At 34.5% G+C, this 15,125-nt stretch carries 28 protein-coding genes; all 28 read right to left on the bottom strand.

What is annotated here, in order from left to right; translation table 11 throughout:
- Positions 1–187 precede the first annotated feature (187 nt).
- The 28 genes from PBN151_RS06645 to PBN151_RS06515 all read right to left on the bottom strand — a co-directional run bounded on the left by PBN151_RS06645 (position 188) and on the right by PBN151_RS06515 (position 14,913).
- The gene (locus PBN151_RS06645) at positions 188–619 is read right to left on the bottom strand and encodes a YopX family protein (protein ID WP_072728332.1); all 432 of its coding nucleotides are present in this window, start codon (positions 617–619) and stop codon (positions 188–190) included.
- On the bottom strand, positions 612–902 hold the full coding sequence (locus PBN151_RS06640; RefSeq protein ID WP_072728331.1) for a hypothetical protein: 291 nt from the start codon (positions 900–902) through the stop codon (positions 612–614). The genes PBN151_RS06645 and PBN151_RS06640 overlap by 8 nt, the downstream gene beginning before the upstream one ends.
- Positions 895–1,182, bottom strand: coding sequence for a hypothetical protein (locus PBN151_RS06635; RefSeq protein WP_072728330.1), 288 nt, complete (start codon positions 1,180–1,182; stop codon positions 895–897). Before PBN151_RS06635 ends, PBN151_RS06640 begins: the two co-directional genes overlap by 8 nt.
- Entirely contained in the window at positions 1,179–1,409 is a 231-nt protein-coding gene (locus PBN151_RS06630) for a hypothetical protein (RefSeq protein WP_072728329.1), read from the bottom strand. Before PBN151_RS06630 ends, PBN151_RS06635 begins: the two co-directional genes overlap by 4 nt.
- Complete coding sequence (locus PBN151_RS06625) at positions 1,406–1,780, bottom strand: hypothetical protein (RefSeq protein WP_072728328.1); 375 nt, start codon at positions 1,778–1,780, stop codon at positions 1,406–1,408. The genes PBN151_RS06630 and PBN151_RS06625 overlap by 4 nt, the downstream gene beginning before the upstream one ends.
- Positions 1,777–2,028, bottom strand: a complete 252-nt coding sequence (locus tag PBN151_RS06620) for a hypothetical protein (RefSeq protein ID WP_072728327.1) — start codon at positions 2,026–2,028, stop codon at positions 1,777–1,779. The genes PBN151_RS06625 and PBN151_RS06620 overlap by 4 nt, the downstream gene beginning before the upstream one ends.
- A 15-nt stretch (positions 2,029–2,043) precedes the next feature.
- Complete coding sequence (locus PBN151_RS06615; RefSeq protein WP_072728326.1) at positions 2,044–2,340, bottom strand: hypothetical protein; 297 nt, start codon at positions 2,338–2,340, stop codon at positions 2,044–2,046.
- A complete protein-coding gene (locus PBN151_RS31775) occupies positions 2,341–2,796 on the bottom strand; it encodes a hypothetical protein (RefSeq protein WP_072728325.1) in 456 nt (151 codons plus the stop codon).
- Positions 2,789–3,007: a DUF7446 family protein gene (locus PBN151_RS06605; protein ID WP_072728324.1), complete on the bottom strand. Its 219-nt coding sequence runs from the start codon at positions 3,005–3,007 to the stop codon at positions 2,789–2,791. The genes PBN151_RS31775 and PBN151_RS06605 overlap by 8 nt, the downstream gene beginning before the upstream one ends.
- A gap of 281 nt (positions 3,008–3,288) precedes the next feature.
- Positions 3,289–3,651, bottom strand: a complete 363-nt coding sequence (locus PBN151_RS06600) for a spore protein H (RefSeq protein ID WP_072728323.1) — start codon at positions 3,649–3,651, stop codon at positions 3,289–3,291.
- Positions 3,652–3,677: 26 nt separating this feature from the next.
- Entirely contained in the window at positions 3,678–3,929 is a 252-nt protein-coding gene (locus PBN151_RS06595) for a hypothetical protein (RefSeq protein ID WP_072728322.1), read from the bottom strand.
- Between the two features lie 45 nt (positions 3,930–3,974).
- Positions 3,975–4,148: a hypothetical protein gene (locus PBN151_RS31060; RefSeq protein WP_175560630.1), complete on the bottom strand. Its 174-nt coding sequence runs from the start codon at positions 4,146–4,148 to the stop codon at positions 3,975–3,977.
- A 20-nt stretch (positions 4,149–4,168) separates the two neighbouring features.
- The gene (locus tag PBN151_RS06590; RefSeq protein WP_072728321.1) at positions 4,169–4,357 is read right to left on the bottom strand and encodes a hypothetical protein; all 189 of its coding nucleotides are present in this window, start codon (positions 4,355–4,357) and stop codon (positions 4,169–4,171) included.
- A gap of 127 nt (positions 4,358–4,484) precedes the next feature.
- Positions 4,485–4,760, bottom strand: coding sequence for a hypothetical protein (locus PBN151_RS06585; protein WP_072728320.1), 276 nt, complete (start codon positions 4,758–4,760; stop codon positions 4,485–4,487).
- 24 nt (positions 4,761–4,784) lie between these two features.
- A complete protein-coding gene (locus tag PBN151_RS06580) occupies positions 4,785–5,024 on the bottom strand; it encodes a hypothetical protein (protein WP_072728319.1) in 240 nt (79 codons plus the stop codon).
- 15 nt (positions 5,025–5,039) lie between these two features.
- Positions 5,040–6,152, bottom strand: coding sequence for a hypothetical protein (locus PBN151_RS06575; RefSeq protein WP_072728318.1), 1,113 nt, complete (start codon positions 6,150–6,152; stop codon positions 5,040–5,042).
- Between the two features lie 10 nt (positions 6,153–6,162).
- Positions 6,163–6,453 (bottom strand): hypothetical protein, encoded by a 291-nt coding sequence (locus PBN151_RS06570; protein WP_072728317.1) that lies wholly within the window; start codon positions 6,451–6,453, stop codon positions 6,163–6,165.
- Between the two features lie 135 nt (positions 6,454–6,588).
- The gene (locus PBN151_RS06565) at positions 6,589–7,551 is read right to left on the bottom strand and encodes a hypothetical protein (protein WP_072728316.1); all 963 of its coding nucleotides are present in this window, start codon (positions 7,549–7,551) and stop codon (positions 6,589–6,591) included.
- A 79-nt stretch (positions 7,552–7,630) separates the two neighbouring features.
- Positions 7,631–9,112 carry a replicative DNA helicase gene (locus tag PBN151_RS06560; RefSeq protein WP_139295288.1) on the bottom strand — a complete coding sequence of 494 codons (1,482 nt, stop codon included), beginning with the start codon at positions 9,110–9,112 and terminating at the stop codon, positions 7,631–7,633.
- A 101-nt stretch (positions 9,113–9,213) separates the two neighbouring features.
- Complete coding sequence (locus PBN151_RS06555) at positions 9,214–9,813, bottom strand: hypothetical protein (RefSeq protein ID WP_072728314.1); 600 nt, start codon at positions 9,811–9,813, stop codon at positions 9,214–9,216.
- Complete coding sequence (locus tag PBN151_RS06550; RefSeq protein ID WP_139295287.1) at positions 9,814–11,847, bottom strand: ATP-dependent helicase; 2,034 nt, start codon at positions 11,845–11,847, stop codon at positions 9,814–9,816.
- Positions 11,844–12,410 carry a hypothetical protein gene (locus tag PBN151_RS06545; RefSeq protein WP_072728312.1) on the bottom strand — a complete coding sequence of 189 codons (567 nt, stop codon included), beginning with the start codon at positions 12,408–12,410 and terminating at the stop codon, positions 11,844–11,846. The genes PBN151_RS06550 and PBN151_RS06545 overlap by 4 nt, the downstream gene beginning before the upstream one ends.
- A 242-nt stretch (positions 12,411–12,652) precedes the next feature.
- The gene (locus PBN151_RS06535) at positions 12,653–12,865 is read right to left on the bottom strand and encodes a hypothetical protein (protein WP_072728310.1); all 213 of its coding nucleotides are present in this window, start codon (positions 12,863–12,865) and stop codon (positions 12,653–12,655) included.
- A gap of 156 nt (positions 12,866–13,021) precedes the next feature.
- Entirely contained in the window at positions 13,022–13,534 is a 513-nt protein-coding gene (locus tag PBN151_RS06530) for a siphovirus Gp157 family protein (protein ID WP_072728309.1), read from the bottom strand.
- Positions 13,535–13,811: 277 nt separating this feature from the next.
- A complete protein-coding gene (locus tag PBN151_RS06525) occupies positions 13,812–13,994 on the bottom strand; it encodes a hypothetical protein (RefSeq protein WP_072728308.1) in 183 nt (60 codons plus the stop codon).
- A gap of 71 nt (positions 13,995–14,065) precedes the next feature.
- A complete protein-coding gene (locus tag PBN151_RS31055) occupies positions 14,066–14,239 on the bottom strand; it encodes a hypothetical protein (RefSeq protein WP_175560629.1) in 174 nt (57 codons plus the stop codon).
- A 30-nt stretch (positions 14,240–14,269) separates the two neighbouring features.
- Positions 14,270–14,452 (bottom strand): hypothetical protein, encoded by a 183-nt coding sequence (locus tag PBN151_RS06520; RefSeq protein ID WP_072728307.1) that lies wholly within the window; start codon positions 14,450–14,452, stop codon positions 14,270–14,272.
- Between the two features lie 38 nt (positions 14,453–14,490).
- A complete protein-coding gene (locus PBN151_RS06515; protein WP_072728306.1) occupies positions 14,491–14,913 on the bottom strand; it encodes a GTP pyrophosphokinase in 423 nt (140 codons plus the stop codon).
- Between the last annotated feature and the right edge of the window lie 212 nt (positions 14,914–15,125).

The raw sequence follows: 15,125 nt of genomic DNA, 5'->3' as shown, positions 1-15,125 counted from the left end.
CCAATAAGATGGGCACTCTACCGTATTCGGAATCATTCGAGTATCAGCTAAATCCTCTGAAACACACTGTTTATCGTCCGGTCGTTTCGTTGGATGGTTCATATTCCAATAACAATCCAGACAGGAGCATTCACCATTCCAACTATCGTCCTGTGTTTCACAAATCTTACGCATGACACGTTCTATATCATTCATCCTTAATATCTCCTTCCCAAAGCTTTGGATTCTCGTATATGTTGCCTATGATGACCGAATTTGCTTCAAAGTCATACGAATGAGCTTCTGATTTCCACGTACCATCCATATTTCTTAGGCAATAGCCTAGGAGTTCATCGCTCCAATCTACGTACGCGGTGAATTTGCGAGTTTCCCCGTTGTACACGTATGAATATTCAATAATATCTCCCTTATATATCTCTTTACTGTTGCCGTCAAGCCGCCCGAAGTATTGCCCTACTGTTTCAGGATCGACTTCGTGACAAGTATTTTCATTTACATATATCCAATATCCAAAGGGGATGTACACTTTATGCGGTCTATCGTATCTACGAATTAAGCTTCCGTACACCAACTCGCCATTATCTAGACGCTTACCACGAAATTTGATTTGTCTACTCATCTTCTACTCCCTCCTCTACAGGCTCGTATGTGGCTTCGAAAATATATGATTTACAAGGGTAATACTCACCTTTTACGCCTCTAATAATGTAATCACCCTCACTTACAGTCATATTTCCTTCTAAAGTCGATATCTCTAAACACCCAGCATACCTGTAGCTATAATTGATAAATTCTGTCTTATTATCCAAAGCGAAATGATACAATACATCTGCGCGAGTCATTTCAAATGGATTCCACTGGATCGCGTCAATCACAACTGGCTTCTTTCTATATTTACTCATCCCCTATGCCTCCTGAGTCAATGACTCTATCGCCGCCTGTGTATTCCCATACCCACTGTAATAGCTCATATTGTCCTTCAAGCCGCGCCTTTTCATAGCGTTGAGCAGATATCATTTTCGTCTTAATATCCCAAGATTTCCGATTCAAGGCTTCACGAAACGCCTTAGCGTTGATATCAAGTTCTCCGTTATACTCAAGTTCCAATTCCGTCAAGCAAACATCACATACATCATCATCTGTTTGCTTGACAAAGTTGCTCCCACATCGTTCACATTTCATTCCCCTGTACCTCCTGACCGGATGATTTCCTTTTTCAAATCGATCATTTGCCGCGTTACAAGGCTCTTTACATCTACTTTTCTATAGCAGCAATCTTCAGTTTCGTCATCACACAATGGCACTCTCAATGCCAGATTCGATTGTTCATACACCTTGTAGTGGGCGGTTTTCTTTCCACATAACATGCAAGGTTTAGATTCGATCGATAAGCTATGCCATACTTTCATTCCCCTGTACCTCCCTGCCCCTGTAGGGTGAGTATGGATGCTATGGTGCGCTGGCGTGGTGTAGCTTGTAGCATTTTGATGACGTTTCTCAGGGCATATTCATGGGCTTTTGCATACCCACTAGGCCACATTAGCCCATCCAACTGCCGTACATACTCTATTGGATTTAGTTCCAATGCTCTCTGACTAATTACTTCTGTCATGTACACCTTTTGAGTTGGTTGAAACAAAGTAGGATCTTCCCATTCTTCCATGTAAACAAAGCATTTGTTATCTATGATCGATCCTATTTCTTTGCCTGATAATTTACCTGCTATAAAATCAATCTTTGCATTATCGAAGCTTTCCAGTTTCTCTCTTGTATGTTTCATGACTCTTCCTCCTCCTTGTCCTCAAAACTTCTAATGACATTACATACACTTGCAATCAACTTGTCATAAAACGCATTTGTAAAGTCATCTAAAACCATAAGTGTTTTCCCGTCCCATTCAAGGCCTATTTCATCTGCTGAATATCCATTAAGAGACTTAATTTCACCTAGAAGGTTTTCGATTATTTCATTTTTCTCATATCCTTCTCCACATTCAAAGAAGTCAATGATTTCTTGTACTCCCTTCATGACTATATCTCCCCCTTAGCCTTCAGTCGACAATGCAATGAATGGCTCACCGTTAAAATACGTTTCTATGATTTCTTGAACAGTAATCAGCTTGGTAGAATCTTCACTCTCATAAACTTTGGAATCAATCGGCACAATCTCAATTTCTTCATCTGGATATAATTCGTCATCCGTCACACCTGTTAATTCTTTGTACCAAGCTTTTGCTTCCTCAACCGTATATGCTGCTACTGCATCACATTCACAAATTTGAAATACCTTTACATCTTTCAATCCATTTTCTTCAGCAATTTCTAATTGTCCGTATTGCATCTACTTCCCCTCCTGTATGCGTTGTATTGTCTCTTTAGATAGTAACTGTGCAACATCCTTACACACATCTGGCAATGTATATGGCATGGTAACGATACGTTCAAGTGTATTTAGTGCGTCTTGGAGCTTGCCTTTCAGTTTATTTTTTTCACTCACAGTCGAGGTGTACATGTCTAAGTAATCCTTATAAAGTATCTTTAGCCGTTCAACTTCACTGGTGAGATGTTTTGTCTCATCGTTCACATTAACTTTTTGAAGAAATTCAGTTAAGAATGAACCACTGAATCCATCCAAGAAGACTAGTTGTTGCTTATAAACACCTTTTCCTGTTGTGAATTCATCAGTCTTACAGTACCATATCTTACCGTAGTATTCTGGATTCATTGCTTCGATACACGTATGCATAACAACCGCATCGCCTTGCTTAAGCGACGGTGTATCTCGATGTCTACTCATTCTGTTCGCTCTCCTTTGGCTTGAAGATCAATTCACCAGCCTGACACTCGTACTCAATTCCAGTGATGTACATGTGCGCACACATCGCACTAATAACTTGTTGAGTTACGTCAACCTTGTGACTGAATGATTTTCCGTTATCTTTGCTGTATCCAGCATATATCTGTCCAGTTAATGGACTAGTTGAAATAATTAAGTTATCGAGATTCATTTTCCAATCATCCTCATATGTATATTTATCTTTATTCAAAATGAAATCACTACTTTATAGGGACTTCATTTCTCTAAGATGAATTCGTAATACTAATCTTTCAATATATACACATGCTCACCTTCAGTATTCACTGTAACTTTAAGTAGATGATCACAATTGGAACATATCCAAAATCCCGTCTTTTCACATTGGCACATGTCGTCCATATGAGCAAACTCTGAACACCCTATACACTTTTTGATGTCTATCACTCAATATTCCCCCCTCTTGCTCTAGTATTAATAAATCCCCTTACGTACATTCGCGAAAATTGATATCACTTTCTTAGTCACAACCCCACTCTTATAGAACTCCATATCGGAATACTGTCTTGGATTTGGATTGTCTGGATCATTACCTTGGCACCCTTCACGATTCAACTGATTTTGAAAACGCGTCTCAGTACACCATTTCAAACCGCCCCATTTGACCCAAGGTTCATCAGAGACCAATACTTCTTCAATGTTATTTGGATACATGCCATTACGGTATAGATCTATGAGGTATTCTTCAAATTGCATTTTCCATGGCTTGTGTGAATTACCGAATAGCATGGTATGAGTATCGAATTTAATTTTTACTATAATATCTTTATTTTTCATTTATATCAGCCCTTGTTATTTACAATTTAAAGTTTCTTAAAATAATCAATAACAGTATTTAATGCATCATAAGCTACAACTTCTTCATCTGAAGCATCTCTTACTTTCTCCTTCATCTCATAGTCTCTATGATAACTATACTTCTCCCATACTTCTCCTTGCTGAATCCAACGATTTGAGCCACCTAACAGATTCGATTGTTCACGAACTAATATTTCAGCAATTTGATTTTTATCGATGGTTACGCGTTGCTCTAAGTTTACAGTTACCTGATACACTCAATCATCTCCTCATGAAATTCGTGTTTCATGCTCCCTTAAATCTCAGTAACACTTATATCCAAGTGCGTTGTCATAATGAAAATCTTCACCTAAAACATTTCCAATCTCATCAACCAACACAATTTCCTCGCACGAATGAAGATCTATGTATATTCCATACTTCTTAGATAATAAATCTAATGCTGATAGAAATGATTTTGTTTTCTTATCTTTCATATATACCCTCACTTTAAAGTTTATTGATGAAACAACCAAGCATCCCACTTATCATAAAGCAGTATGTCTTCAGGACTTGTTAGGCTCAAACTCATATAGCCTGAACCTGTTTTATGATTAAAGAAATATTCTTTTGCTTCATCTTCCATGTCAAAGCTCTTTTCCCTAATGAAGTCAGTCTTCAGATCAAGATAGATTACTTTGAACACTTTGTTTCCTCCTTGTTATTGTTTTGACTTTTGTAATAATCAATGATGTCTTGTGTTGATTTAAACAACATAACCTTCCTCGTAGAGCCTCCTTTTCTATCGTTGTAATGCCTCTGCACCTACTCGACTAATTATAGTGTTCGGAATCATAGAACTCAGTCTCTGAAAATTCTGCATTTATTATTACACCTTCAAATAAAACCTTTTCTCCTAAATCATAAACATAAAAACCGATTATTTCACCATCAGAATTATATGGAGCGAAAGTTTCTATTTCATTGCCGTTCTCATCATAGAAAGTGTATTGTTCAAAAAATCCATACGGTGACTTGCGAAGATAATATGCCTCCCCTGTAATACTTTTTATTAATCTGATATCATCACTGTTACGTAAATTAAACATTTTTGCATCAGTCCTTTGATAATTTTATTTAACTAGTTCCTCTAATGAAACCTCAATTTCATGACGATCATCATCATCATCATCGTCATCATCTGATTCACAGGCTAAAGTTGCATAATTCCCATCAATAAAAATAATCGTGCAGAGCCCATATTCCCCATACTTAATTTCTGATCCAAGGAGATTTGATTCACATTCCGCAATTTCGTTTTCAATCTCTTCTAGTTGAAGATACAACTGAAGCATCCGTTTTAAACTATTCATATACCGTCTCCAATCTTAACAACTAACTTCTTCAATAATATTTTGTAACTCAAGAATTGCTTTTTTAGACAGTGACTGCTTATGTTTTTCTAACCACTTCTCAATTTTCGCTTTTGAAGTCTCAATATCAATCTTTCTTAATACAGGTGGCTCATACTTACTACTTGATTTAATAACATTACAGTAGGATTGTGACACTATCACTGGCCTATACTCAGGAGAAGAGTTTATCTCAACATATTCATCCTGTGTCGTAACTGGAATAGCATTTTCACCATGTTCCTTTTTGAAATCCTCAAATACAATATCGTCAATTACCGTAGAAGATGGACTATAAAAACTAACACTTGAAAAATAAGCGACATCAGCACAGCCTCTTTTAATTAATTCAACAGCTTTTTCCGCTTGCGCTCCTCTCCACATTCTTGATGACAACCACTCAAGCTCGAAATTATCAGCAAGTTTTCTATCTCTATCAAGTCTTAAATATTGAGGTCTAAAATCATATCCTTCTTCATATTTAATGTAATCACAAACAAACAATCCGTTTACAAATACCTTGCCTTTGTATCTACTCTCATGAAGGATGCGACCACATTCACTATGTGTTACTTTACCAACGTCTTGACAGTGTAGATTTGACGCTACGATATCCGAATATTCTTCAGGTGAAATGTTATCAATTTCTATTGTCAAGTTCATATCAGGAACCCTCTGCCAGATGTATTTCTTGTCTATGAAGAAGGTTAGTATTTCACATCCATATCTACGAGAATTAACAAATCTCGGCCTCCACACTTCTCTCGCCCCATAATTGAAGAATGTTACGCATTTATTCAATCGTGTAAGGACTAGAGTAGCTACTTTATACCCCTCACCGAACTTCCCGATTGTATTTGGCTCATTTCTCTTAGTTGACTTCCCAAGGAGTAGTGACTTCACGCTTAATACCGATGATTTATTACCTATGTATAATTTCTTTTCATCCTCTTTATAGCTAAAGAACATTTCATTATCTGGCATTGTAGTTTGTTGATCTAATGCGTTTTGGAACAACTCACGAATTGCATCAACAAGTGTCCAATCAGGAACGTAATCTCTGGATAAACTAAGTTCATACTTACTCATATATATTGCCTCAAACCAAGATCTTTCTATGTATTCTATCATATTGAAATTTGATTTTTTCGTTTATAAATACTTCAGGGATAGATCTACTTCGGTAAATACGCACTACCTTATTGTTTTTTACAACAAAGTTAAGATTGTAATAGCGGTACATCTTTGTTTCTGAAGTCATTTCAATCAGTTGTCCTAGTGCTATTGCTCGTTCAATCTTATACTCGATATCAAACAACGTCTCGCATTTCATAGCACTTAAATGACAAAGTTCTTGGTACTGCTCAATAGCCTTTTGGTCAATTTTCATATTTAATATCATCTCCTATTCTTTTCCTTTACCTTCATCTTTACTGTATCAGAATAGCCAATGATCAGTCAACAGATATTTTATATGTATTTATATATTTTATCTTATTGGATCATTGGCTATGAAAGAGTAGTTTCATTCCCCTTGCTTTAGTGCTCTATATGTTTCTGTTGTAAGCAGTTGGATAAATATATCTCTTCCCTTATCAACTGGAGCATCCTTTTCGTCGAGAAGTTTATTCTTTTGCTCAAAAATCGTATAAACTTTTTCTGGAATAATAAATTTCCTTGCCTCATCCTTTATTTCTTCAGCAGTCACATTCTTGTCGAAGGCGAGGATTACATCTACTCCTAACTTCTCTAGCTTCATAACCTGTGTTTCACTAAGTATATGTCCACCTATACTGACACAATTTTTTATATTGTAAGAGAAGCTTTTTTGAACACTTTTTTCAGCTTCATAAACTAATACTTTGCCTGAATCCTTTATGAACTGATACGATTTATCTAGCCCATAGAGTATTTGTGATTTGGGAGTTGCGTAAGGGAACCAATATTTAGACATTTTCAACTTCTCATAATCAAGTGTGGTTCGCCCTTTAACACCAACCAAACTTCCTAACTCGTCCCTGATAGGAATTGTTATGCAACTATCTCTAACTGAGTAACCAACCTCAAATAATTTTTGTACATCTAATGATATTCCCTCTTGCAAAAAAAGAATGTGAGGATACTGCACATACTCAAATAATATCCTATCATCTAATTTTCTTAATTCAATTTCCTTGTCTAGTGTTTTTGACTCTATAACATCGAGCGCTAATAAACAGGGATCATCAATTTTTTCTTTTTCAAAATCTCCATGATAATAATCGTACCCACATACCTCACAGATCCAATTCATTGCTTTTGTAAAGTAGAAATCTTTTATGTATTCAACTAAGGTAATAATATCTGCACGTTCTTTTGGAAAATCATTTCGAGTGTGATTCATAACACTAAGATTTTCAATATTGATATTTATGGCTGCTCTTGCATCTCCATCTGGATTGGAGCATGTATAATAACTAGTTCCTTTTCTAAAATTAGAGCAGCCCAATGCGTTGACTATATCCTTAACTTTATCATCTTGAATTATTTTATCCTTCAGGTCAGAAGCATTTATTTTAAATCACATCCTATGCCTTACCTAGCTTTTCTTTCAATTCATGAACCTGTTGTTCCTTTTTAAGTTTATTATATTCTTTCTTTGTTTTAATAAAGTCTTTTTCGATATCAGATAAAATTAGATAACCTTCCTCTATCCAGATATTCTTGCCCTTATCAACTCTAAAACAAATTAGATCCTTATCTTTCCCGCCGCGATTTTTATCAATAACTCCCATATAATATGTCTGACTTCGGTCTAACCTTCTTCTCTCCTCCACAAAAGGCTTAGAACTAGGATTGTAAATTACATATTTATCGTAGTCATCTGGAAAAAGCGGTCTAAACATCATCAAACCATCAGCAATATGTTTTATATGCTTACCATTTGCAATCGCGGTTGAGTTCAATATTTCATTGAATAAACTATCATCTGTTAACTGAAAAGTTGCCCAGAAGGAGATTTCTAGTTCTTTTGCTTGCTCCTTAAGCATGTCACCAGTCTTAACAAATGACATCCAATCATGATCAGGTGCTTTCAGGGTATCATATATAATTAACTCACATTTCTTAATTTTATGCTTTTTAAAGTGTCTTTTGAGAGATACTTCATCGTATTTAGACAACTCTAAAAAATGAATCTTGCTGTGCACTTCTATGTATTCTGCTGCCACCATCACAATCTCGTCCTCTTCTTCAGTCAAAGTACCTGTGACGATTTTAGTTTCATCAATGCCCTTATATTGATACCCTTTTTCATTAATGATTTTACCTACTTCATTCAGTTCATTACTATTAGGTTTATAATGAAATTCTGGATTGTTAACAATACAACTAATAACCATTGCATCCCATTCATCTTCATCTTGCTCGTTAGCAGCTACAAGTATATTCACACCTTTAAATATCCCAAGATAACATGCAACTTTGGATGTAAGACGCGATTTTCCACATCCTGAGTGCATTCCTGTTAATGTGAGTTTCTTTTTTCTTAGTCCCCTTAAAAGCATATTAATCAACTCAAAAGGAATCTCTAAACCAAAATCAGGCTTCTTCTTCCATTCTTTCACCCTTTCAGTCATCTTTCTTCCGAGAATTACACTATCTTGTGCTCCACCAATAACTGTACCTATGTTTATAATTTGCATTTCCATACCATGCAAAATATTCTCTGGAGTAACCTTACTAAAATTATTTTTTTCGAATATCTTTTTAGCAGGAAATCCTTTTAGCTCCAATTCTCTAAGTAGTGAATATTTCTTTAAGTTATTATAGTATGTTTGGAATTCATCTAAATCGGCTGCTGCCATAATACGTCTTATGTATTGATAACCCTTTATCTTCTCATATTGCTTCTTCCTCTCAGTGTCTTGGTGCATGAAAATATTTATCTTAGATTCGGTTAGCTCGCCCTTTATTTGAAATTGATACATTTCATAAAGCGAATTGAACAAAAAGTTTGTTGTATCATAAGCAAAATCATACTTAGGAATTATTAATTCTCCAAAATCCAAAAGCAAATCAGGATTCCTATATAGACTTCCCACAACTAAAACTTCAGTATGAGGGTCTTTAATCTCAGAAGTAATTAGTGTATCTATTTCTTTTCATCTCCTTAATCAAAAAGCGTTTCCACATTAATTTCCTCACTTGGAGCAGACTCTTCTATCGTTAAGTTTTTTAGGCGTTCTTTGACTGCGTTAATACTCTCGTGTTCTTCCTGTAGCTTTTTAAACTTGTTTAGTTCTATATTCTTCTTAATATTTTCTTTTAATGAGTTTTCTATGTTATTTTTAACAATGGCTAAACAATACTTTAATTCTGACAGCGTATTTTTAAATTGTTTATTAGCTTTCGCCCAAGCAATTTTCTCTTCACAAAATTGATAAGTATTTGCCAATAATACATATGATATTCCTTCTTTATATCTCTTCTGCATTTTCCCAAATAATACAGAATCATTTCTAAGATCGTTTATGTATGGATAAAATGAACTAGGAATACTTCCTCTAAATTTTAATTTATGTACTTGTACTATGGTATCTGTTAGGTGATCTAACTCGATACGCTCTTTTTGTTTAAAATTTTTCTCACTTAAATATGCTGAGTAACATTCATTGTGATGATAATACTTTCTGTTAGACTCCTGTATCATAAGTTCTTTTGAATCTTTGCGTTCACACCATGCACATTTAACCTGTCTTGGTGAGGCCATTTAAATCACCGCCTCGATATAATCCTCAATGAAGCGTGAAGGATGCATGTCTCTACCCCTGTGACTATCAACATAGCTTAAATACAATTCATCTTCAGCACGAGTTACAGCCACATAGAAGAGTCTGTTTTCTTCTTCCAGAGCTTCATTAATCCCATTATTGATAACATCTGTACAAACCTCAAAAGCTGACTTGTGAGGTAATACACCTTCATTATTCATAATAGTAAAGACTACTGGAAACTCTAATCCTTTACTCTTATGTATTGTCATAATCTTAACTGTATCAGCATTGTTTTTCTTTTTTTGTTCTTTTTGAAGTTTTGCGTTTTTAATTACACGATCAATAAATAGTATGTACTCTTTCACCGTACTGAATTTTTTTGAGCTATTCTCAAGTTCATCAAGCATTTCTTTCACAATTTCCCTATGTAATGTCGTTGATTCAGATTCATCTTCCCCAATCAGATATTTCTCATAATCCTCTCGTAAAGTCTTCAGTACAACTATTGGGCGATGAGAAGTAATACGTTTCATCTGATCAATTTTATCTCGGATCTTTGTTTGCTGGTATGAAGATGATACAAGTTCAGTAACATGCTCAATTGGATTAGCAATTGGATATCTTTGCTGTAATGAACCTATCTGTTTTACTTTATCTTTAGCAATATAGAGCGTAGGTAAAATATCGCCTATTGCACTGAAATCATATGGATCAACCATAACTCGTAAATACCCTAACAGTGGCTTTACTGTAGAGTTAATATAGAATACGTCTTCACTCCCATATGAAGTGAAAGGGATCTCCCTTAAAAGTAATTCATCAAAAATAGATCTTGAATTAGCGTTAGTCCTATAGAGAACTGCGAAGTCCGAATACTTCCTATCTCCTTGCCTAACTTCACTTGTAATGTGATTAACAATATTAGCTGCTTCATCTTCTGTAGAGACATATTTACCGATGCATGGATATATACTTGAAGGTTTAACTGCTTTTGATTCTTTTTCAATACGAAGCTTATTCTTTTTGATTGCATGATTAGCCATGCCAAGGATAGTATTAGTACACCGATAATTTGTATCTAAAGTAATTATTATTGTTTCTGGATATGTATTAGTAAAGTTTAAGATATTTTCAATCTTTGCCCCATTGAATGAAAATATTGACTGATCGCTGTCCCCCACCACTAATATGTTTCTTAGAGGTGATGCAATCAATTCGATAATTTTACTTTGTAAGTAATTAGTGTCCTGATACTCGTCTACCATTATATATTGATAATCTTCTCTTATTGATTTCAATATTTCATTATTGTTAATCAGTAATTGATAAGTTAGCAACAACATATCATCAAAATCAATCAACATTTTTTCTTGTTTGTGTCTTTCATACCTTGACCATATGTTGTAGAACTCTCTATCAAACTCATCGCTGTGATAGTAATCATCAATATCAATAATATTATTTTTATAATGTGATATTTGTGCCAGAATGTCTTCTGGTCTATAGCGCTTATCATCAATACCAAGTGCTCTTATGATCATCTTTATAGTGATTTGCTTACTTTTATCACTAGATAGGATATCTCTATTGTCACCATTATTTCTTAATACCTTTAGAAATACTGAGTGGAATGTTCCAGCAGTCACTTGTTTTAATTTTTCCTTGCTCGTCATTCCAAGGTTGACTGCCTTAGAAATCATCTCATCAGCTGCCTTCTTGGTGAAGGTTATGAGTAGTACCTTTGAGATATCAATACCATGAACTTGATCCAGATAAGACAATCTAGACACAATAGATGAAGACTTTCCTGCACCTGCTACTGCATTAACCAGAGCTGTGCCATTTTTATGTCTAACTAATTCAATCTGGCCTTTGTTGAGCCTAACTCCTCTACTTTCCAACTCTCGAAAGAACCAAGCATCTCGCTCAATGTCTGGTACTAATTCTATTGATGATAATCCGTCTGACATTTGAGCCTTTTCGTAAGGATTTGCATTAGAATGGCAAGAATCCATGATTTTATATTTCACTCCTCCCAAAATTTGTGCTTACCTTCATTTCTCCACTTCTTATTGTATTGTTTTTCCATAAGATATTTTAACCATAATTCTTCAGGTGATTCGTCACTCATATAGTATTTATTTGTATCTATCCATCTCACAAAGTACATTGTCTTTTCATAACAATTGGAACCCTTAAATAACATTTCTTGGATTTGATCTAGTCTAGGCAGCCATAAATGCTCTGAAACTGCTGAAATCTCATAATCAAGTTCCTGAGATGAGTTATGTCCAGATCTATTCATAACATAGCACCCTGTTGAATTTATAAGTGAGCCGTGGCCTCGCCCACATGAATGACCACCATAATACCAATGAGTTCCCCCTATTGATTCATGAAAGTCATATTTGCCAGAGACGACATATACGTTTGACATTTCAAGGCATTCATTACAAGGTGACGCTGGTTCACAAATTCCATTGTAGCAATAACTTGCCTTAGATACTAAATAGTCTCCAACTTGAGGTTCCCATAAATCCTGTATTTCTGTAGCTTTCATGCACATAAGGCGGTATTCTAACGAAGTATTCATATCATTACCCCCTAATGAAATTTAAGTTTTATATCCTCTTAGTATGCTGCTTCTGATATTCAATTAGCGCATTATTTGCTGTTTGTATGAAACTCTTGAAGCGTTCTTCAGTCATGTGTATGTAAATTAGATTTGCTTCTGTGCCAATAACCATACATTCACTATTTCTATTGTTAGTTTCTCGAATAAAATCAACTTCAAAGTCGTCACTTAGTTTAGTTTCAACTATCATATGCACACCTCTATTTTTTATTTCTTCCGCAAATATTAGCGTATTTCGAATCTTTGTATGTAACCCTAATATCTCCTGTTTCTAGAAGTTCATTTAATATCTCTTCTGTAAATGCATGCTCGTTCTTCCTACTCTTTTCAGTGAAACGAGGCTGAATACAAACAGCATCACCATCCATATAACAGGCATTATAATATAATTGAGCTGTAACAGATAATTTCATTTTCTCCTCCGAATTATTTCTCAGGTAATCGCAGTATTAGTCCATATTCGACATTATGTACGAATGTGCAACACTGTCCTATGTATATGAATCAAGTGTAGCACATTCGTTTGATATGTATCAATATTAAATATGTATTTTACATTAATTTATTTATTAACGAATTCTCAAATGTTTTTTCTCAGGTGCGAAATCTGCTCCCTCAACTATTTCCTTATTCTTTAAAGCTATTAGAATTTCGTTGTTTAGAATCTTATCTGGTTGAGGTTGACGATATTTATCAGGAATCAGTTTTTCATCTTTAATGAATACAGAAGGATTATTCTTTTGTAGAGCTACGTTAAATGTCCCTGCTTTTACTTTCTCAATACCGTAATTCTCAAGAGTGCCTCGCATGTATTCCTTAAGGCCGTCGAATTTGTTTTCGAGGTATTTTCTGCGCTTACTGAGTCTCTGTTCCTCTTCCTTAAAAGCCTTAATGTCGCCCTCAATGTTCTTCAGGAATTTTACAGTGTTTTCTACTTTGATTTCAATTGAATCTTGAATGCTATCCAGCGTTTCAATAAACATCTCAAGATCATCTTCAGTCAGTTCCTCACTATCCCATGCTGCTTCTACATACTCATTAAGTTTTCTATACTTACTTGCTAATTCATAAAGTTTACTCATATCTTGAATTACTCCTTATTATTTTATATTATTGATTATGACACTTCATACATGAATGAAAACAATAAAACTTCCCTAAGTTCATACCTGAGTAATATGCAGAACCATCATTCTCGTTGATTTCAGTTCCGCAGAACTCGCATTGATGTTTCTTTTTATTTACCTTTTGAACTCTAATTCGTAAGATACGACAATCTAAACTTGAATATGTATAAGCCTTTCCTAGGTCTTCATCGTTACCTATGTATACTGACACTTATAATTACCTCATTATTTCTTAATTGATTAAATCAGCATTCCAGTTAGGTATGTATGTGCCATTCTCCATCATAATCCAAGATGCCATTGACTTAACATCTTTAGGACTTAGTTCAATATATTTCTGTCCTTTATCAAAACAGATAACAATACTCCCATTCTCATACCCATATGTCCAAAACTCAATCTTTTTTCGTTCCATTTTGAATACTCTACCCTCCTTTTCTATCCTGATAAAACATTGATTCTTACTTCATGTATCTCATAGACGAATTACATAGTTTTCATTAATTCCTGTATTGATACTTTATTTAATAGAGCCAATACATTCGAGTAGTACTTAATTTCTTTGTTAATTTCAGATAGTTTTTTCTCTAGATATTTATACTCTAGTTTCCTTTTACGTAATTCTTTAAGTCGCTTTTCTGTTTCTAATTTCATATTCATCGAATCACCTCCATTGAAATGTCTGTTTTATTACATTTCATTTTTTTGATATCGTGTATCAAATATGTATGCACTCTTATTACTTAAATCAATTCCAACCATACATTCATAAACACCATCCTCCATAACATCTTTGGTGAGCTTAAATGTCAGAGTTTTACCTTGTAAGTTATACAGATCAAATTTATTGATGTTTTTAAACACTTTTTCCATATTTAACTCTCATCCTTTTCTACATCATACAGTTTTTATCAATCTAAAGTCAATATTTTTAATGATTTTTCATATTTTTTATTCCTTTTAATATCTTCCTCAGTCACTTTTTTAAGTCTTGATAGGTCCATATTGTCTTCAATGTCTGCAATTTTAACCTGTCTAGCGATTAGATCTAATTTCGCTCGACGAATAAACTCCATATATGACTCATCTTTTTTTCTTGTTAAGCAGTCAATTGAAGTAAGAATCTCTTTTGAGAACCCAATAATTAAAAGATCTTCGGCAGTTACATATGTATCTTCAACAACATCGTGTAAAACTGCAACTATTTTTGCTTCTTCCCCTTGAACCTTATCCATTACACGAAGGGGATGGAGTATGTATGGATTTCCTCCTTTATCAACTTGGCCTAGATGTGCTTTTGCAGCAATTATAATTGCACCTGTTAAACTTGACATTACTATTCCTCCTTTTCATATCCTAAACTTTCATTTAAAAATAGAGATTTTTAGTGTATTATATTGCTTGATATTCATTAATTAATAATGTATTGTATCATATTTTATATTTATACCTATATTAAAACCGCCACTTTCAGAACTAATCCTATATGGCGGCTTCCTTTGTTTTCCGACCAAAGAAAACAAAGAATGGTTCATAATGCCCTGTT

Origin of the sequence: Paenibacillus sp. NAIST15-1, assembly GCF_001894745.1 — a bacterium.
In the GTDB taxonomy this organism is placed as follows: Bacteria; Bacillota; Bacilli; order Paenibacillales; family Paenibacillaceae; genus Paenibacillus_B; species Paenibacillus_B suaedae.
Note: the sequence above shows the minus strand (reverse complement) of the source record. Positions and strands in the feature narration are given on the sequence as shown.